Source organism: Noviherbaspirillum sp. Root189, from assembly GCF_001428545.1.
GTDB lineage: Bacteria > Pseudomonadota > Gammaproteobacteria > Burkholderiales > Burkholderiaceae_D > Noviherbaspirillum.
This window is the reverse complement of record NZ_LMHZ01000067.1, coordinates 264,343-283,869: the sequence shown is the minus strand read 5'-3', so window position 1 is coordinate 283,869 and position 19,527 is coordinate 264,343. Positions and strand designations below refer to the sequence as shown.

Sequence of the window (19,527 nt, the reverse complement as noted above, 5' to 3'; positions counted from 1 at the left end):
GCCGCCTCCCTCAAGGCCGGAAGCCGAAGCTGGCACGGCCGGGCTGACGCAGCGGCGCAACCAGGTTGGCAAATTCGACCAGTAGGCCGCGAGTCTCAGCCGGGTCGACGATGTCTTCGACGACGAAGGCCTCGGCGCTGCGGAACGGCGAGGTCAAGCCACGGACCCGTGCCTCGATCCGCGCCAGCGCGGCTTCGGGATCAGGTGCGGCGGCAAGCTCGGCCTTGTACGCCACCTCCAGACCACCTTCGATCGGCAGGGAGCCCCATTGCGCCGACGGCCAGGCATAGCGGAAGTTGTAGCGATCCGGGTTCTGGTGGCCACCCCCGGCGACGCCGAAGGCCTTGCGGATGATGACGGTGCACCACGGCACGGTGCTCTGAGAAACCGCCGTCAGTGCCCGTACGCCCGCCCGCATCACGCCTTCCTTCTCTGCGTCCAGGCCGATGCGGAAACCAGGAACGTCAACCAGGTTCAACACCGGCAGATGGAACAGCTCAGCGAGGTCGACCATGCGCATATATTTCTCTGCAGTCTGCCGATCCCAGGCGCCTCCGTAGTGGTATGGATCGCTGGCGACCACCGCTACCGGCCAGCCGTCGGTACGCGCCAGCCCGGTTGCAATCGCCTTGCCCCAGTGACGGCCGATTTCCATGAAGGAGCCGGCATCCACCAAGGTATCCACAATGTTGCGGATCTTGTAGACGCTACGGGTGTTTTTCGGGATGGCCGCGCGCAGTTTGACCTGGTCGCCACCAGCTTCGCGTCCGGCTTCACTGCGCGGCGGCAGCTCATAAATGCTGGGCGGCAGGTAGGATAGGAATCGGCGGGCGCGGGCGAACGCCTCCTGCTCGGTCGCGACTTCGTCATCCACCACGCCGTTTCGGGTATGGATCTGGCTGCCGCCTAGTTCGTTCTTGCTTAGGTCCTGCCCAGTGCGCGCCACTACCGGCGGGCCGGCCACGAACAGCTGCGAGATGTCCTTCACCATGACGGAGTAGTGGCTGGCCGCCACGCGCGCAGCGCCCATACCGGCTACCGAGCCGAGGCCCATGCCGACCACCGGCACGGTGGCGAGATTGCGGGCGATGTAGGGCCAGGCCTTGAGCTTGGGCAGCAGGGTATGGCCCTTGAGCTCGATGCTCTTGACCGAACCGCCACCACCGGTGCCGTCGACCAGCCGGATCAGCGGGAGGCGCAAATCGTGCGCCATCTGCTCGGCCACGATCAGCTTGTCGCCGACCGCGCCGTCGTTGGCGCCGCCGCGCACCGTGAAGTCGTCGCCGACCACCACCACCGGTCGCCCCTCGACGCGGGCGCGCGCCATCAGGAAGTTCGACGGCGTAAAGCCTTGCAGCCGGCCCTCTTCGTCGTACTGTCCGGTTCCCGCCAAGCCGCCAACTTCCACCGTGCTACCTTCGTCAACCAGCCCGGTAATGCGCTCGCGCACCGGCAGCTTGCCGTTGTCACGATGCCGCTTCAGCTTCTCTTCGCCGCCCATCTGCTGCGCCAACCGCCTGCGCAGTGCCAGCTCTTCCAGCTCCTTGTCCCACGTCATGCATTACTCCTGCTTTGCGCCCTGCCGGGCGCGGGTTGTTCTCGCGTTGGCCGCACTCAGTCGAGCTGGATGTTGGCCTGCTTGATGATCTGCGCGTACTGCGCAGTTTCCTTCTTGATCTTCTCCGCGAACGGCTTCGGGCCGAGCAGCTGGAGATTGCCCTGCTGCTGCAGCTGTGCCTTGGTGGCGGGGTCTTCCGCAGCGGCGCGGATAGCGTCATTGAGGGCCTTGACCACTTCAGGCGGCGTCTTGGCCGGCACTAGCGCGCCTACCCAGAACGAAATGTCGTAGCCCGGAAAGCCCTGTTCGGCAACGCTGGGCACATCCGGTAGATCGCGCCAGCGCTCAGCGGAGGAAACGGCGATGGCGCGTAGCTTGCCGGCCTTGATCTGCGGCATGGCAGCAGGGTTGTCGTAAGCCATGTGGACCTCCTTGCCCAGCACCGCGACCTGGGAGGCGGCCGAGCCCTTGTACGGCACATGCATCATCTTGGTACCGGACATCGTATTGAGTAGCTCCATGCTCAGCTGGGTCAGGTTGCCCGAGCCGGCCGACCCATAGGTCAGCGCGCCAGGTTTGGCCTTGGCCACTTTGACCAGGTCCTGCACGTTCTTCACGCCAGCCATGGTTTCGTTTTCCGGGTTGGTGGTGAGGATGAACGGCACGGACACGATCAGCGTGACAGGCGTGAAGTCGCGCTGCACGTCATAGCGCATCTGCTTGTGCAACAACGGGTTGATGGTGATGGTGGAGGAATTGCTGATCAGGACGGTATGCCCGTCCGGTTCGGCGTTTGCGAGGGCCATGGCGGCCAGCATACCGTTGGCGCCGGTACGGTTCTCGACGATGACCGGTTGGCCCAGTTTGGCGCTCATGTGGTTGGCGACAAGGCGCGCCACCGAGTCGATCGAATTGCCAGGCGTGAAACCGACCAGGAACTTGATCGGCTTGGTCGGATAGGCCTGGGCCTGGGCCGGAGCGGCAGCGGTGACGAGGGCGGCGAGACCGAAGGCGGCGACGCAGTAACGGTGGGGCAAGCGCATGGTGTCTTCTCCATTCTCTAGATGTGGATGCGGCTCGCTGGTGTCCGAACCGCGGTGAAATTCGTTCTTTCAAGCAGAACGCTTATTCTTTTTGGTAGAATACTTTTGCACGTCGTGCTTCGTCAAGCAAAACTTGCCCCGCAGTGCGACATGTCGGAACTACATGAATGGAGCCGTTCAGGCGGCGGCCAGAAAACCCGGATGCAGAACGATGGTTCTGTCATCGACAGAAACAACAAAATGTCGCCTGAAAGACGCTAGAATCCAGAATGGCCCGGCTCGCCGTCGGCCCCCAGGCGGCTGCGGCGTATGGCCGCCGCCTCAACCGAATCGAAAAATGACCAAGACTTTGATAGACGCTCCCCTCACACAATCGGATGGTGTTGCCGCCGTGGACCGCGCTCTGGCTATTGCCACCGCCCTGGCCCAAGCCGGCACACCACAGTCGCTGGCGGACATTGCGCGCCTGACCGGCATGTACAAGAGCACCCTGCTGCGCCTGCTCGCTTCACTAGAGCGCAGCGGGCTCGTGGTGCAGCGCGTCGACAAGCGCTACGCGCTCGGCCCGCTCGCCTTCCTCTTCGGCCGCACCTTCGAGACCAGCTATGGCTTGCGCGAGGCAATCCAGCCCGTGATGGAATGGCTGGTCCAGCAAGGTACCGAGAGCCCGTCCTTCCACGTCCAGCACGGCAGCGATACACGCCTCTGCCTGTGCCGTATCGACTCCGCCCATTCCACGCTGGACCGGGTGCGGGTGGGTGACATGCTGCCCTTGCACAAGGGCGCGCCCGGAAAGGTGCTGCGCGCCTACGGATCCGGCATGCCGCCCGAGGGCACCGAGGCCGAACTGGTATTTACCTCGTTCGGCGAGCGCGACCCGCTGTGCGGGGCTATCTCCAGCCCGGTGTTTGGACCCGGCAATACGCTGCTCGGCGCGCTGTCGCTGTCAGGCCCGCTGGAACGTTTCTCCGACCTGGCCGTGCAACGCATGACCGGCCTGCTGCTCGCGGCGGCCGAGCGTGCCACGCTATCGATGGGCGGACGCTGGCCTGGCCCGAAGGGACAGGGGCTGAAGATGAAGGTACGCCAGCAATAGGACAGGTGCTGGCAGCTGCCAGGCAACGATGGCAGATACGGCAACAGATCGTGGCCGCGCACCCCATGTGCGGCAAATCCGCGCGCTGCACACTGCCAACGACTGGCGAGGGTCCTGGACGCATAGCCATTGGCATAGCCTTCGAGGAAGGAAATCGTGTCGCGGGGCTTGCACGATGAGGGCAGCGGGGCGGGGCGTGGCGCCCCCGGCCCACCTTTTGACCCGCGCTGGCTTCTATTGTGCCTCGAACACTAGACTGATCGCCGGCGCATACTTGTTGCCGTGTCCGGCCACGATCGCGCCGCAAACAGCCGTTCCGGATCGACCTGCGTCCCCGCCGATTCAGGCATGCCTACCCCGATCGCGTTTGCCTTCTCGATCAGCAGTGCTACCACACGGTCATATGCGCCACGCTGCACAAACAGGCGTGACCGCGGAGGGCTTGAGAATCACCGCGTTGCCGGCGGCAAGTGCCGGCGCCACCTTCTGCGCCTCCATGGTGAGGGGCGAGTTCCAGGGTGTAATAGCCACCACCACCCCGTAGGGTTCGTAAGCGGTCATCGAGAGATAGTCGCCGCGCGCCGGCGTGACCTCGGCGCCGAGCGTTTCACAAACCGCAGCATAGTAACGGAAGGTGGCCTCAGCACTCCTGGCCTGCGCCTTGCACTCCGCCCAAACCTTGCCGTTCTCCAGCATTTGCAGACGCGAGAACTCGTCCGCGCGCTCGGTCATCAGGTCGGCAACCCGCGGCGGCAACCCGCTCCCGTCCCGCCACTGACAGCCGCCAGTTTACTTTGCCGGTCGCCGGATTGACCGAATCGAAGGTGTCCTCGGGCGTGAAAACCTGCTCCCCATTGATAAGTAATGCCTTTAGCTGCGGCGCTTCCTGCTGCATATGGGTAACTCCGTAGGATGGGTATGGATAATGGCGCTTATTCGGGGCCGGGCTTTGTGAGTGAACGGAGCCGCCGGCAATGCCCATTCCATGCCCGAGGTGCGCAGGCAGATTAGCGAGATACGACTGCCGCTTTCTCCCAACATGCGGACCAGCGATATTCCTAGAGGGGATACAGCTTCCAGCCCGCCAGGTGCACTGTCGACCGCTCACGTTGTCTCCCACCTCCAATCGCCGTTCTCTTGGTCGCAACATTCGTTCTGTTTTTAATCTTCCGCGTCAGAAAATGAAGTGTCAACAGACGAAACCCGGTTCCCCGGCGCTGCGCGGGAATACGGTGAACGAGAAAAGCCTGACGCACCCGAAAAAACCCGACACCTTGGCCACTAGAGAGCAGTTAAAACTGGAGGCAGCCATTCCACGGGATTTGGCGCTACATTTATTGTCTCGCTAACAATCAGGCAGATTGGAATGCGGATAATCATCGAGGCTCGAATTGAAGACAATGCAGTCCGGTTTGCTACACCTAATCAAACAAAAACGGTCTCTAACATATACATGCATTTCGGATTATACGAGGCGGGTCATACTCAATAACGGGCCTCATGGTGGCTGTCTGCTTTGGGAATAGGAATGTTCGTTCGACAGACTGCTATTGGTCGCGTGCGGCAGAAGGTCCGTTACTCTCTGTTGGCGGCTTTCGCCCACCTTCTCGACGTTCGTGGCTGAGACCTGGCATGGCACTGTCGACGCAAACTCGCCCTTTGGCATGTCGGAAAGCAGACATGCAACTTAGAAAGTGGCCGACGAAAAATATGCGAATGTGCGAGACGCACCGTCATACTCATGCGTCGATGCTAAGTACGCTGTTAGCTATGTGCCTCGTAGCAGCTTAATCCTCTCGCTTGAAATTGCGAAATGCCTCCATTTTCGTAAACGGGTCAGTCCAATCATAGGCCAGAAATGTCTACGGCACTCGGGGCAGTCCACATATCCTTCCATATTCAGTCGAGAAGTGACCGAGTTATTCAATTAGCCGACCGGCGACGACCATTCAACTATACCTTGTGTAAACAGCTTCGTCCTCAGCAGCGATTCTATTACTTCATATCTCCCCTTTTACATTATCTTAGAGCCGACCAGCCTGCCCTAGCGTTAGAGTAGAGCCGGTTCGCGGATAATCAGACCTGCCCCGCGCACAGCATTCTTCGCAGTAGGACCAGCCCCGATAATCGTTTCGGCTTCGTTGGGCATTTCAAATCAACGCAAGTTCAGGTTCCTGGTCAATTAGCGATTTCACCAAACCGCCTCCCATACATATGGGAACCCAATGTATGTCACGAATGTTAGTATTTCGGCGTTCCAAACGGCCCACGAAATTCGGCCTAAGTCCAAGGCTGCTTCCATGGCGGGTACTCCGGAATGGCGACGATTTGTTCAACCGACGAGCGTTTCCATTTCATTGCAAACATCCCCTCTGTAAGAGCAGATTTGCTGAATGACTCGATCAGTTCAGTATTAAAATTACAATAAATTCCGCTCAGGAGGCCGCGCGTGACCCGTTCCTTGATACCCATATATGTCCTTGTAGCTTCCCTGACCGCCTGCGGAGGCGGAGAATCCTCGAACGCCAGATTGGCCCCCGTCGCCAAGCAACTTGCGAATACGGCCACTACAAGTGCCGACACCACCTTCTCTGGCAAGCGCAGCGATTACACGATCACGCAGACCTCGAGCGGATTCTCGGTGGCCGACAATGTGGGTGATAGAGGTGTGATCCGCATTGGGAACGCCGAGACACTCCGTTTTGCCGACGTCACAATTAACCTGAATATCGCACGCCAGGCAAGTGCAATTCCGGAAGCGGACTTAAACTCGCTAGTGGAACTGTATGTCGCGTTCTTTAACCGAGTTCCCGATGCTAGTGGATTGAGCTATTGGATCAGTCAATACCAGTCTGGCGTGCCACTGGCCCACATCTGCGAAAGCTTCTATAACGCGGCAGTGCAATACAGTGCTTTAACCGGTTATTCGTCAACAATGTCCAACGCGGATTTCGTGAAGGTCATCTACAAGAACGTGCTTGGCCGTAGCGGCACAACCGCGCCGCCTGATGCCGATGTTCAGTACTGGGCTAACGAGCTGGCGAGTGGCCGCGCTTCCAAAGGCAGTCTTGTCAAGACGATGTTGGCATCGGCGCACTCATTTACGAATGACCCAACGTGGGGTTGGGTTACCAAACTGCTGAATAACAAGATTGCCGTTGGCAAGCAGGTCGCGGTTCAGCAGGGCTTGAACTACAACACGTCCGAAGACTCGATCACCAAGACGATGTCGATCGCCGCCGCCATTACGCCAACCGACACGTCGTCCGCGCTTGCCAAAGTCGGCATTACGGAAACGGCGTACAAACCCAATCCAATTTTGTCGATCAATCGCATGCGTGCAGTACACATGTACAGCAACTATGGCGATAACGTACGTGGCGTGAAGCCGGCGCTGTCCGACGCGCCCCAAAGTCTGTCAGCAAGCGGTGTCACAACCGACATTTTCCGCTCCTCTTATAGCGAAAGTTCAGGGAATACGGTGATATTCGACACCGCAACAGTGAACTTGACGAATGTGAAGCTGGGCAGTGGCTCATCGTACGCGCAGGCGGGTTTCACATTGTCGCGGCGGGCGGACAACGGCGAATTGAGCTTGGACTTCTCGCCTTCCGCCAATACATCACTCGCGGCAATCCAGGGGTTTGCTGGCGATGTCCACCTTCAGATATCAGCCGACGGCAAGACTGTTAATCAATGGACCATGATTAATGCGTCCGGGGACGCACGCGAATATATTGCCGCAGTCGTCGCCCACGCCGCCGAACTGCTCGCAGGTGGAACGTTCAATGTGCACACGTCCAATGCCGTATTCAACCAGGCATCGCTGATCGGGGCTATGCAACTGGTCCGCAAAGGCGTTCAGGACGACGACAGTGCCTATTTCAATTATCTGCGTGACAAGAATGTGGAATGGCTCGCCTTGACCGTGCCGATTTTCTACGGCGACGTATCCGACCCGACAGTCAGGCTGCAATATCGGCCGGCGGGCAATATGGATTCCGGCGCCAGCTTTACGTTCGATGATGCCGATCTCATCTATTTTCTTAACAAGGCCCGCAAGGCAGGATTTAAGATCATGCTTGGCCTGGAGCTTTCTCCAGTGTTCATTCCGATATCGACGACAGATCCGGACTGTAAGACGGCACGCCATAAGGCTAATCGATGGCTACTCGGCCAGCCTTCGGTGGCTACGAACGATCCGTTTCAGGCATGCATCAATCCAGCCTACTGGTGGTGGGATCCGGCACACCCCGACCATGCGAAGAACACGCAGATTTTCTGGAGCAACTACACCGACATCGCGGTGAAATATGCTCGCATCGCCCAGCAAACCGGCGTTGAAATGTATGCAGTGGCCACTGAACAGGATAACCTCGTCCGCACCCGTACGAGCAGCCCGCCTTACACCAACCATTTCAGGCCACAATTGACCAACCTTGTTAGTGCAGTGCGCGCGCAATACGCTGGGCTATTAACCTATGATCAGCAACATATTACGTTTACGAATCCGGAATACTTCGCAGGAGGGGCCGGCACAGCAGGTGCTTTCAGTCATGTCTTCGAAGATCTGGATCTCGATGTCGTTGGCACTTCTGCCTATTTTCAGCTGACACCATCCAATCCCGGGCGGGTTCTTTCCGTCGCTGAACTTGAGACGGTGTGGGAAAACATTTTCAAGACGCACCTTGTCCCGAGGCAGGCCGCCAATTCCGGTAAGCCCTTGGTTTTCACTGAATTTGGCTACACCGACGACATCGGTGCAACGACGCTTCAGGGGGCGAATCTAGGCATGCCTGAACCTGCTCCTGACGCAAGCGGTGTGACACCGGGCCAACAACAACAACAAAACATCTTTCAGGCATTCTTCAACGTTAACAGTCGATACGACAATCTCGTTGACGGCGCATTTATCTGGGGTGTTAGCTATATCAGCCCTTACGACTGCTCGCATATTGTTTTTGGCATTTACTGCAAGGCGTCTGCTGATACCGTGAAGCAGGTCTACGGAACGTGGAAAGCAGGCACCTGACCCGTCTCTTTGCGGAGCGGCTGCATTTAGGCACAATTTGTTCGGCGGCGGCGCTCCCCCACCCGGTGACGAGCTACCGTGGTAGTCATACCTAATACCAATCCCAACCCATAACGCACCATGAGACACTCGTCGTCAATAGCCCGCTATTGACTCCTCCTGCGCCTTGCCAGTCAAAAAAATCCATCGATCTCATTTGTCACGTTACAGGTCGGGATTGGTATAAGGTAGCAGTTTTCGAGCGGCCAGTCAGACCAGCGCTGAAGCTGGCCGTCTTCTCTCTTACACCCCCATAGCCGTGTCGGTAATGCCGATGAGCTTGATCGCCGCGCTTGTATCGTCGGCCTTGACTGCGGCGGCAATTGCCATTCCGTGCGCGACGGAATCGGCGCCGTTCAGGTACGTCAGTCCGTAGCCCACTGCAAACGTCTTACCGACCTCAAGCTTGTTATCAAGCAGGTCCGCTACCCAGCCCCATTGCGCATCGCCTTTAAAGGAGTGCGCTGCACTGAGCATCGTCTTGATCAGACTGCCGCGTGTATCGGTCCCGTTCGCGAGATTGTGCGCCCAAAAGTCGATGTCTGGCTGTGGCGGCGCACTGCTGCCCGTACGACCCAGGACGTTGGCGTACACCAGCTTCACGAAATCCGCGTTATTCATGCTGGAGGTGTAGCCGGTCAGGTTTGAAAACTGAAGCGCGGCGTTATAGAAAGACTGTCCAATTTCTTCCAGCGATTTTCCGCCCTTCAGTTCTCCAATCCAGTAGCCAAGTCCTTCGGCGTCCGGTACACGGTTAAAGTACGCGATGTACAGTTCGATCAACGAATTGAGTTCGGCAGTACTAAGGCTGGCGGCCTTAGACGGCGCGCCAAGATCGACAGTCATATCTGAGAAACGGAGTTTCTCAACGCTCGAGATTGTGTATGCATTGCCGTTCTGATCGGTCACTGCAACGCTGCCGTCGCCGTTCTTGGTAAGGTGTGCGGCGGCCCGGCCACCATCGACGCTAAACGTCGAGAATTTCTTGGTCGTCACCGAGTACACGGAACCGTCCGCGAAGTTCACGGTTTCCACATTTTTCAACACCGCATTCTGTGCCAGCCCACTTGTCTCGGCTAATTTGATCGTAGTGTTGTCTTGATAGGAGATTGCGTATTTGGATGCGTTACCGAGCACATATACAGTATCGCTACCTGCGCCGCCGTCTACCTGCAGCGCACTGTATACCGTACCGGTAGTACGGCCAGCAATCCCAGAATTCCAAGCGTTACCCCCAATGGTGATTGTTTTTGTGCTCTGGTCGATTTGCGTAAGCGCCACACCATTTACGCTCGCGCTGGCCAAGTAGACCTTGGCATTTGCCTGGCCAGCAGCGGAAGAACTTTCATGTACGACCTTCAGTTCAGAAAGATCGGTGATAGCGGGCAAGGAGATGGTGAACTGTTGCTGGGTTGTCCAGGGGCCGGTCGCATCGACATAGCCGGAAGCAATGTTTTCTAATTTGCGAGTACCGTAGTCGACGCCATTGACATAGAGATGAACGCTCGGGGTTTCACCAGCCAGAATGGTTCCACTGATGCCCAGCGTGATCTTCATCGGGAATGTGTTGACCTGTTGAGCCTTGGTTGCCGCACCTTCTGCTTTCCCATACAGTGCAATGCGGTCGTCGAGACTGCTTCCGGTGAATGTCTTATCGCCAAAGGTGAGGTAGTTTGTTGCGCTGTACCACGCAGAAAGCACCTTCGCTGCATCCTTGCCGCGCACATCGAAGTTGGTTGATGCGACTTCCGCAAGATACTGGGAAAAGCGAGGGTCGTCCTGGCCGGGGACAAGGGCTTGTCCCCACGCAGAAATGCCGCGAAACCAGCCGCTAGCATTGTCGGCAGCAAAGGCCTCCAGGACCGACTGGTATGCCCACGCCTGCTGCTCCCAGTCGGCGACCTTGCTATTAATCGTGAGGCCGCTCGGATCCTTCACGACGCCGTGAAAGGATTGGGCGCCAAATTCCTCAAACTGCACGGGTTTGCCGTACTGGAGTGACATCGCATGGAGGGTAGCGATCACATCGACTGGCGTGCCGCTGTAATCTGGGAAGATGTAGTTGTTGTGCCAGCCGGCAAGTACATCGGCGTAGGTTGGATTTTCCTTGTTGGTCAAGGGATAGTACGCAGACACCCCGATGACGTCGAGGAGATCCCAGAAGCCAACCTTGTCGACGCCGGTGTGGCGCTGCAAGGGAAACAGAGCGTCATATGAAAGAGGGCCGCTGAACTGGCTGCGCGCCGCATTAATAACTTCTTGCCATAGGCCCCGGTGGTCGACCGTATCAATGCCATGATTTTCAGTACCGATCACGATCTCAACGGCGCCAAGTTCCTTTGCTAGCGAGGACACTTGCCCTATGTAGACAGCCCAGTCTTTGAGAAAGGTCGACACGCTGAAGTTGGCAAAATCTTTCGTCGAGACGCTATTGATGTTATCGGGCAGGGTACCGTTGGTCCCAGTCGAAATGGAAGTCTGAGCGAAAGGTTTGAGTATGACCTGCAGGCCAATGCTCTTGGCGTAGTTGGCAAGTTGGCGAATTTCGTCGAAGGACGCTTCGTGTACGCCGTCCATGGAAAATGAAGCGACACGCGCGCCGGTGGCCGGATCAATGGGGACACCCCATCCCAGGCTAACAGCATTATGGCCGAGGGCCTTATAGTCATCCATGTACGCACGGACGTCCGCCAGTTCGCTGGGGCTTAGTTTTGTCTCGCCCGAGGCATTGAAAAGATCAAACATCGAGAAGGCGCGTATTTCAAATTGTCCCATTGTCTCCAAGCTCCCTGCCAAATATGTTGTTGTTAGGAAAGCATCATATTACAGTGGACCCGGGCAAAGGTGGTGCTTCGTGAAGACTTCGCGATGCAGTAGAAGGCGGGGTAAGGACGCACTAACCTTCTAAGCAAATAGTGTCCACCGGCTGTGAAATTGACAAGCAGCAGCGGATTAATCTCGGCGATCTGCATTTCTGACGAGACTTTAGGTAGGAGTCAACGCCCGTCCGTCCCGGTCAAAGAGGACTGTATGCGCCGCCACAGCCACCTTGACCAGCTTTTCCTTGCACTGGCCTGGGTAGGGTCCAATGCCGTCCGTCAGCAGTTTTCGCGCTCTATCGCGCCGCTTTCTGACTTTAGCAAAGTAAACGCAGATTCCGTGGCGGGACTTGCCTGCAGAGCTGGGTAACTGGCATACGACCTACACGCGGTTCAAACGCTGGGGCCAGTCCGGCATCTGGCAGCGGGTGGTCGAAACGGTCAATGGCGGTGATCCCACCCAAACGCAATCGTGTAGTGCAACGCGGCTATGATCATCATCTGTATAAGGACCGCAATTTGATCGAACGTTTCTTCAACCGAATCAAGCAATTCAGACGGATTGCAACACGTTATGAAAAACTGGCGCGCAATTACCTGTCGTTTCTCAACCTCGTCTGCACTTACCTCTGGATCGCCTAATTTTTAACTCGCCCTAGTGCTCGCTAGGTGTCTTGACCGGATCGCCTAGTACGTCTTGGACATACAGCATCGTGATAAGGACGGCGAGTACCGCAGTCAGCGGGGTTGCCAATGCGACCCCGGCGAGCCCGAACAGCGCGCCGAACACTACTTGCATCGCGATTGTCAGGGCTGGCGGCAATGACACGGTTCTCCGTTCGATCAAAGGCGACAGCAAATAACCCTCTGCGATCTGCACGGCAAGAAATAGTAATGCCGTATAGAGTGCGAGGGTCGGACTCTCGGCAAACGCGATCAACACTGCGGGAGCGCCGGCGATAATGGGGCCGAGGTACGGGATGAAATCAAGCAAGCCGGCAAGTATGCCGAGCGTCAGCGCAAGCGGCACGCCTAGCAGACTCAGTCCGAGCGCGGTGACCGCACCGACGATCACCATGGTCACAGCCTTGCCGACTAGCCATTGCCCAAGCGTGCGCCCCAGCTCTGCAATGATTTCCTGTATCCGCTGCCTTTTTCGGTGTGGCATCAATGTCACAAGACCGTCGAGATAGATGTGAGGCTGTGCGGCAAGATATACCCCGACAAACGCCATGATGGCGATATTGCCTGCTGCGCCGAGAACGCCAGAAAACACGAGCCCGGCTTGTGACAACATGGACGCGGCTTGGGACATCATTTGGTCGGTGGGCGGCAAATTCACCAACAGACTGCGCAGCAACGGATACTGCTGCGCTTCGGCGCGGATGCGGTCCACCGCCTGTGGAATCGCCATGGTCAAGTCACCCACCTGACGGCTTACTTGGGGTGCCATCAACCATCCTGCCAGACTGAGCACGGCAAGCAAAAGTACAACGACCAGCGCAAGTGCCGGTCCGTGCGGCCACTGGAGCCACCGCTGGACGCGTTGCGCGATATCGTACAGAAGAACGGCAACGAGAATGCACGCAAAGAGCAGCAGTAAGACCTTGGCTGCATACCAGACGATGCCGGCAACCAGCAGAAACATCAACCCAACTGCATAGAAAAGGATTGCGTTGTGAAGAAAGCTGCGCTCTTCACGAAGCGTGGCGTCGCTTCTTGCTTGAGGCACATGACTGTCGTGTTTATCGCCCATAAAATGCGCTCGCTTTACCCATTGCGCAGCCGCTAATGTCCCGTTCTTTACGTATTAGTGCGGGCCATGCTCATTGCAGCGCAATAACCGGAGCGCATTGCTTCAAACGCCACGCCTCCTCGTATCCCATTGGGCTGCATTTCTTGTTTCTTCTTCAACAGTCGGTTCTACCATCCGCAGGTGCTTGTTTGCAAATATGGGCGGTAGCCAGAATCAAGGTTGAAAAGCGTTAACCCTTTACAGATAATTTTGCGTCAATATGGTTCCAGTTTCCGCTTCGGCCTGCTACCGGCGAATACTGAAAGTGTTGCAAGTCAGAACTTCGCGGCAGCAGTAGGTTACGTCGCGGCACCTTCAGATGCCGAATTCAATGTCGTGGCAAGCACCTTGCTTGCCTCCGATGCAGGAGGTAGCTGCTATGAAAAGCTCACGAACAGTAGACGTGCAGGCGGTTCGCATCGAGCCGCACGGCCTCGAAGGATTGTTGGGGCTAAGCGATGCATCGAAAGGCATCGTCATATTTGCGCACGGTAGCGGCAGCGGACGACACAGTCCACGCAACAACCATGTGGCGGCCGGCTTGCGGGAAGCCGGATTTGCCACGTTACTGCTGGATCTACTGCGGCCCGAGGAAGAAGCGAATCGCGCAAACGTGTTCGACATTCCGCTTCTGGCCGTCCGCTTGATTGAGGCAACGCGCTGGATACGGCAACAAGCGGAGACAGCACATTTGCCGATTGGCTTCTTTGGCGCCAGCACGGGCGCCGGCGCTGCGCTGGTCGCCGCCGCGGATGCCGGCGATGAGATTACTGCTGTCGTGTCCCGTGGCGGTCGGCCAGATCTGGCCGGCGCCTCGCTGGCCCGGGTCCGTGCTCCGACATTGCTCATCGTCGGTGGCCTGGACGTACCGGTGATTGACCTGAACCGGCATGCGTTGTCGCAATTAACCGGAAAAAAGGAGCTGGTGATCGTTCCTAGCGCAGGCCACCTCTTCGAAGAGCCAGGCACACTGGAGCAGGTTCTCCGCTTTGCCATTGATTGGTTCAGTGAACACTTTCCAACAGGTTCGACATGACCCCTGATTTCTTCCCATTCAAAGACCGGCGCGAGGCCGGCGCGAAACAGGCGTCGCCTAGCAGGCAGCAAGCAGAAGATGGTCTACTAGCTACAAAACCCGTAAAGATAGTTTGTTCCGGCTCTACAGCGAGTCCCTGAGTTACGGAAGCGACTAGGGTTCAATGTGCAAATGCCTTCGGCAACTCATTCCAGCGCGTTATATAACAAGGCATCTTGTTTTCAGCTCGTTCAATCCATCGTTGACCTTAGATCGTCAAGCCGGATTGCTTCCAGAACGACGCGATCAAGTTGACGCGTCGCTGCATGGATTTGAGCCGCCTGTAAGCACATGCCCAAACTTCGCCAATCGTCCTGTGCAGCGTGTGCAGGAAGCGCACAAGGGTTCGCTTACGGATTGGACCGTACATGAAGCGGAAATAGAAACGGCGTGCGCCAGGGGCAGCAATCACCGTCAGCTACTACACTAGCACTGCAGGAGCTTCATGCCCGGCTTTCGCCTTATTCGAGCGGCTCTTGAACCAGCTTCGTATCGCCAGGAAGAAGACCGGTACCAAGTAGATGCCGAGCACAGTCGATGCGACCGTGCCCCCGAGCACGGCGGTGCCGATAGCATTGCGTCCCCCCGCTCCGGCGCCCGTGCCCAGCGCCAGCGGCACTACGCCAAAACCGAAGGCTAGCGATGTCATCAAGATCGGACGCAAGCGCAGACGCACGGCTTCCAACGTGGCGTCGTATAAATTTCTCCCCTGCTCCTGCAATTGCACCGCAAATTCCACGATCAGGATAGCGTTCTTGGAAGCCAAGCCAACAGTGGTGATCAAGCCGACTTGGAAGTAGACGTCGTTCGTGAGCCCGCGCGACCAAGTCGCTAGCAACGCTCCCACGACACCGAGCGGGACGGCCAGCATGACTGACAATGGAACGGTCCAGCTTTCGTACAAGGCCGCAAGACACAGGAACACGAACAGAATCGAGATCGCGTAAAGCAGCGGCGCTTGAGCTCCGGCCTGGCGTTCCTGGAGCGAAGCCCCCGTCCACTCGTAGCCGATCCCTGGAGGCATGGTCTCAAGGATATCTTCCACAACCTGCATGGCCACGCCTGAACTGACTCCCGGGGCGGTTGCGCCGACTATTTCATATGCCGGTGCGCCGTTGTAGCGCATCAGCTGCGGCGAACCAAAGGTCCAGTATGTCTTGGAGAAAGCGCTGAAAGGCACCATTTCGTTGTTTCTGTTGCGTACCGTCCATTTGCCAATGTCTTGGGGCAGCATGCGATGGGGAGCATCGCTCTGTATGTACACGCGCTTGACACGGCCGTTGTTCAGGAAGTCGTTTACGTACGTCCCGCCCATGGCGCTGGACAGCACGCTATTGATGTCGCTGTATGACAGATTTAAGGTGGCGGCCTTGCGGTCGTCGATCTCAAGCCGCAGTTCGCTGGCATCGTCGAGGTTGGTGGAACGCAGGCCGGTCAATTCCGGACGCTGGCGAGCTTCGGCGAGGAACTTGTCCTTGGCTGCCAACAGCGCCTCATGCCCTAAACCATTATTGTCTTTGATCATGAAGTTGAAGCCCGCACTGGCACCCAGCCCCCGTACTGCCGGCGGCTGCGACACAACAATACGTGCGTCGCGGATCGCTGCCAAATCCCGGTTGGCCTTCTCTGCTATGGCCGCCGCCGATTGCTCTGGCCTGGCGCGCTCATCCCATGTTTTCAAGCGGATGAAGCCGCGTGCAGAACTCTGGCCGCCGTCCAGTCCCGCCACTTGATTGAAGCTGACGACATCCGGTTGCTGCCGGAAATACTGATTTACTTCGTCGAGGACCTTCTGTAAGCGGGCGTTGGAGGCGCCGGCGGGAAGATTGACATTGATTCTCAAGTAACCTTGATCTTCGACTGGCAAGAAGGACGTAGGCAACCGGCTGATGATTATTCCAACCGCGGCGCAGATCACAAGAAAGATCAACAGCATGCGTTTGACCCGACCCAGCGCGTAGGCTACTCCACCCTGATAACGCAATGCCCCTGCGTCGAATGTCCGGTTGAACCAGCGGAAGAAGCCGCCGAGCATGCGCCGCCATCCCGTTGCCTCAGCGTCGTGATGCGACGGTGGCTTCAATAGCGTAGCGCATAGGGCCGGTGTCAGCGTCAACGCGACAAAGACCGAGAGCGCCATCGAAGCCACGATGGTGATGGCGAACTGCCGGTAGATGACACCGGTGGAACCGCCGAAAAAAGCCATTGGCACGAAGACTGCAGAGAGCGTCACACCAATGCCGATCAGTGCCGGTGTAATTTCCCTCATTGATGTGCGGGTCGCTTCCTTGGCCGACATGCCGGTTTCGTGCATGATACGCTCAACATTCTCGACCACCACGATAGCGTCGTCCACCAGAAGACCAATGGCCAGCACCATTCCGAACATGGTAAGGGTGTTGATAGAAAATCCGACGGCCGACAGCACGCCAAACGTACCCAGCAACACCACCGGCACCGCGATCGCGGGAATAAGCGTGGCGCGCAGGTTTTGGAGAAAGATGAACATAACCAACACGACTAACACCATGGCCTCTCCGAGCGTATGCACGACCTCTTTGATTGAGGCGCGTACGAACGGAGTGGAATCCGAGCTGACGACATAGTCGAGATTGTTTGGAAAATATGGCTTCATCTCCGCGAGCTTCGCCGCGACAGCGTCTGACACGGCCATTGCGTTGGCACCGTCCGCGAGGGTAATGCCGAGGCCGGCGCCTGGTACGCCGTTGAGTTTGGAAGTTACCGCGAGATTGTCCGGTCCTAGCTCCACACGCGCGACGTCCTTGATGGTGACGACTGAGCCATCGACGGCAGTCTTGAGCACGATGTTCTCAAACTGTTGCACTGTCTTTAGTGTGGTGCGTGCGGTGATCGTCGCGTTGAGCTGCTGATTGTCCGGCGCGGGGAGAGCGCCAAGTTGGCCGGCCGAGACCTGAACATTCTGAGCATTGAGCGCGGTGACAAGGTCCGAAGGCATCAGCTGAAATTTTTCCATCCGTGCCGGATCGATCCAGATGCGCATCGCATAGTAGGTGCCAAAGACGTTGACATCACCGACGCCATCAATACGGCCGATCACGTCCACCAGGTTGCTGTTGATGTAGTCGCCCACATCAACCTGAGTGACGTTGGAATCATGCGAGAAGAAACTGTAGGTAACCAAGAACTCCTGACCACCCTTGTTGACGAAGACGCCGCGGTCCTTGACGGCATCCGGAAGGCGGTTGGTAGCGGCCTGCAGCTTGTTCTGCACCTGCACCTGAGCGACATCGATGTTGGTTCCTGGCGAAAAGGTCACCGTGATCCGGGAGCGGCCCGAGGAATCGCTCGTGGATGACATGTAGATCATGTTGTCGATGCCCTTGATCTGCTGCTCGATGATCTGGGTCACTGAATTTTCGACCGTCTCCGCCGAAGCACCCGTGTACTGCGACGAAATGGTCACTTGAGGCGGTGCAATATCGGGATACTGTTCAAGAGGCAGCGTAAAAATGGACAAGGCCCCCGCCAGCATGATGATGATCGAAATCACCCATGCAAAAATGGGACGGTCGATGAAGAACTGAGCCATGGTTTACTGCCTTCTTATTTGTAGATGGAGGCATTGGCACCCGGCCCCTGCGCGGAAGCCGCCTGCTTTTTATTGTCGCGCTCGGAAATGCCGCCAGCCGATACATTGGCTTTGTCATTCATCTCGACAATCCGGACTGTCACCTTGTCGCCCGGTTTGATACGTTGAAAGCCGTCCACAACAACCTTCTCTCCCGTCCGGACGCCGCTGTCCAGCAGCCACTTGTTTCCGATGGCGCGAGCCACTTCGATATTTCGTTTCTCGATCGTGCTGTCCTGCTTGACAACCATGACGCTCGCGCGTCCGGCCGGATCGCGAGTGATGGCCTGCTGGGGAATAAGTAGTGCATCACTGGCCAGCCCGGTAGGGAGCTGCGCCTGGACGTACATGCCCGGCATCAGGATTCCCTCAGGATTCGCCACCTCAGCGCGCAGAGTAACTGTGCCAGTAGTCTCATTGACGATAACTCCGGCAAAGCGCAGTTTGGCTTCGTGCGGATACTCGGTCCCGTCCTCCATCCGAATCCGTACCTTCATCAAATCGGCATCAACTTTCTGGTACCGGCCGGCTTTCCAGTCGCGCTTGAGCTGAATCAGCTCGCTGCTGGACTGGGTGAAGTCGACGTACATGGGATCGAGCTGCACGATGGTTGTAAGTGGCGTTGCCTGATTTGCAGTCACCAGTGCGCCAGGCGTCACCGTCGACAAGCTTACGCGTCCCGATATGGGAGCTTCGATACGGCTATACCGCAAGTTGATGCGTGCCGTCTCGAGATTGGCGCGCGCCATGCCGACGTCAGCCTTGGCCTGGATAGCGGCAGCCTGACTTTCCTCATACTCCTGCTTGCTGATCGCATCGATCTTTACAAGTTCGGCATTGCGGCGGACGGTAGCATCGAGCGTACGCTGGCTCGCTTCCGCCTTGGCCAGTGCTGCTACCGCGCTCGCCTCGGCTGCACGCAGCAGTCCCGGATCGAGCTGGTACAAGGGCTGGCTCTGCCGGACCATGTCGCCCTCGAAAAAAAGCCGTTTCTGAATGATGCCAGACACTTGAGGCCGAACCTCGGCGGCCAGATAGGAGCGCGTTCGACCAGGCAATACCGTTTCCAGTTGCTGGCTTTGCGCTTGCATAACCACTACACCGACGTCCGGAGGCGCTTTGGCGACCGGCGCCCCACCCTGTTCCTTGCTGTTGCAGGCGCAGAGAAGCAGCACCAGAATGGTGATCGCAATCCACGCCCTGGAATTGCGAATGAAGCTGTCGTTGAGATCAAAAAGAGCGCTCCCAACGGGAGATTGGACGTGTTGAAAGTTCATTGTGGGAAAGGATACTGTGAATGGCGGCTACAAAATATTGTCTTCCGTTCGAATTGCTCGTCTGCTCAGCTTGAACACCAAGGAAAGACATGAGCCACTGCTTGTTAAATGTGCATCACTTCAAAATGCGAACCAATTGCTGATTCAAGAAGTTAATGTCAACTTCGTTCGGCGAGTTTTGCG

Annotated in this window: 11 protein-coding genes and 1 pseudogene; 5 read left to right on the top strand and 7 right to left on the bottom strand. The window is 57.4% G+C overall.

Annotated elements, in window-relative coordinates; all coding sequences use genetic code 11:
• Window positions 1–10 precede the first annotated feature (10 nt).
• A complete protein-coding gene (locus tag ASE07_RS26065) occupies window positions 11–1,558 on the bottom strand; it encodes an acyl-CoA carboxylase subunit beta (RefSeq protein ID WP_057293720.1) in 1,548 nt (515 codons plus the stop codon).
• A 56-nt stretch (window positions 1,559–1,614) separates the two neighbouring features.
• On the bottom strand, window positions 1,615–2,601 hold the full coding sequence (locus ASE07_RS26060) for a Bug family tripartite tricarboxylate transporter substrate binding protein (protein ID WP_057293719.1): 987 nt from the start codon (window positions 2,599–2,601) through the stop codon (window positions 1,615–1,617).
• Between the two features lie 337 nt (window positions 2,602–2,938).
• Between ASE07_RS26060 and ASE07_RS26055 the strand changes: the two genes are divergently transcribed.
• Window positions 2,939–3,697 (top strand): IclR family transcriptional regulator, encoded by a 759-nt coding sequence (locus ASE07_RS26055; RefSeq protein ID WP_057293718.1) that lies wholly within the window; start codon window positions 2,939–2,941, stop codon window positions 3,695–3,697.
• Between the two features lie 399 nt (window positions 3,698–4,096).
• Here ASE07_RS26055 and ASE07_RS26050 read toward each other — a convergent pair whose 3' ends face one another.
• Complete coding sequence (locus tag ASE07_RS26050) at window positions 4,097–4,429, bottom strand: aldehyde dehydrogenase family protein (protein ID WP_235548631.1); 333 nt, start codon at window positions 4,427–4,429, stop codon at window positions 4,097–4,099.
• Window positions 4,430–6,146: 1,717 nt separating this feature from the next.
• Between ASE07_RS26050 and ASE07_RS26040 the strand changes: the two genes are divergently transcribed.
• Complete coding sequence (locus ASE07_RS26040; protein WP_156397037.1) at window positions 6,147–8,729, top strand: DUF4214 domain-containing protein; 2,583 nt, start codon at window positions 6,147–6,149, stop codon at window positions 8,727–8,729.
• A 282-nt stretch (window positions 8,730–9,011) separates the two neighbouring features.
• Here the strand turns inward: ASE07_RS26040 and ASE07_RS26035 are convergent, their stop codons facing one another.
• Entirely contained in the window at window positions 9,012–11,543 is a 2,532-nt protein-coding gene (locus ASE07_RS26035) for a glycoside hydrolase family 113 (protein WP_057293714.1), read from the bottom strand.
• A 379-nt stretch (window positions 11,544–11,922) separates the two neighbouring features.
• On the opposite strand from ASE07_RS26035, the gene ASE07_RS28490 reads away from it, so the two are divergent.
• Together ASE07_RS28490 and ASE07_RS26030 are read left to right on the top strand one after the other, a co-directional pair.
• Window positions 11,923–12,081, top strand: coding sequence for a transposase (locus ASE07_RS28490; protein ID WP_082584497.1), 159 nt, complete (start codon window positions 11,923–11,925; stop codon window positions 12,079–12,081).
• A pseudogene (locus tag ASE07_RS26030) lies at window positions 12,029–12,229 on the top strand (transposase); the annotation flags it as partial. The gene ASE07_RS28490 and the pseudogene ASE07_RS26030, both read left to right, overlap by 53 nt.
• 13 nt (window positions 12,230–12,242) lie before the next feature.
• On the opposite strand, the gene ASE07_RS26025 reads toward ASE07_RS26030, so the two are convergent.
• Window positions 12,243–13,319 (bottom strand): AI-2E family transporter, encoded by a 1,077-nt coding sequence (locus ASE07_RS26025; protein WP_235548630.1) that lies wholly within the window; start codon window positions 13,317–13,319, stop codon window positions 12,243–12,245.
• Window positions 13,320–13,761: 442 nt separating this feature from the next.
• Between ASE07_RS26025 and ASE07_RS26020 the strand changes: the two genes are divergently transcribed.
• On the top strand, window positions 13,762–14,418 hold the full coding sequence (locus tag ASE07_RS26020; protein ID WP_057293711.1) for a dienelactone hydrolase family protein: 657 nt from the start codon (window positions 13,762–13,764) through the stop codon (window positions 14,416–14,418).
• A gap of 460 nt (window positions 14,419–14,878) precedes the next feature.
• On the opposite strand, the gene ASE07_RS26010 is transcribed toward ASE07_RS26020, so the two are convergent.
• Window positions 14,879–18,028, bottom strand: a complete 3,150-nt coding sequence (locus ASE07_RS26010; RefSeq protein ID WP_057293709.1) for an efflux RND transporter permease subunit — start codon at window positions 18,026–18,028, stop codon at window positions 14,879–14,881.
• A gap of 14 nt (window positions 18,029–18,042) precedes the next feature.
• Window positions 18,043–19,344, bottom strand: coding sequence for an efflux RND transporter periplasmic adaptor subunit (locus ASE07_RS26005; RefSeq protein ID WP_082584496.1), 1,302 nt, complete (start codon window positions 19,342–19,344; stop codon window positions 18,043–18,045).
• Between the last annotated feature and the right edge of the window lie 183 nt (window positions 19,345–19,527).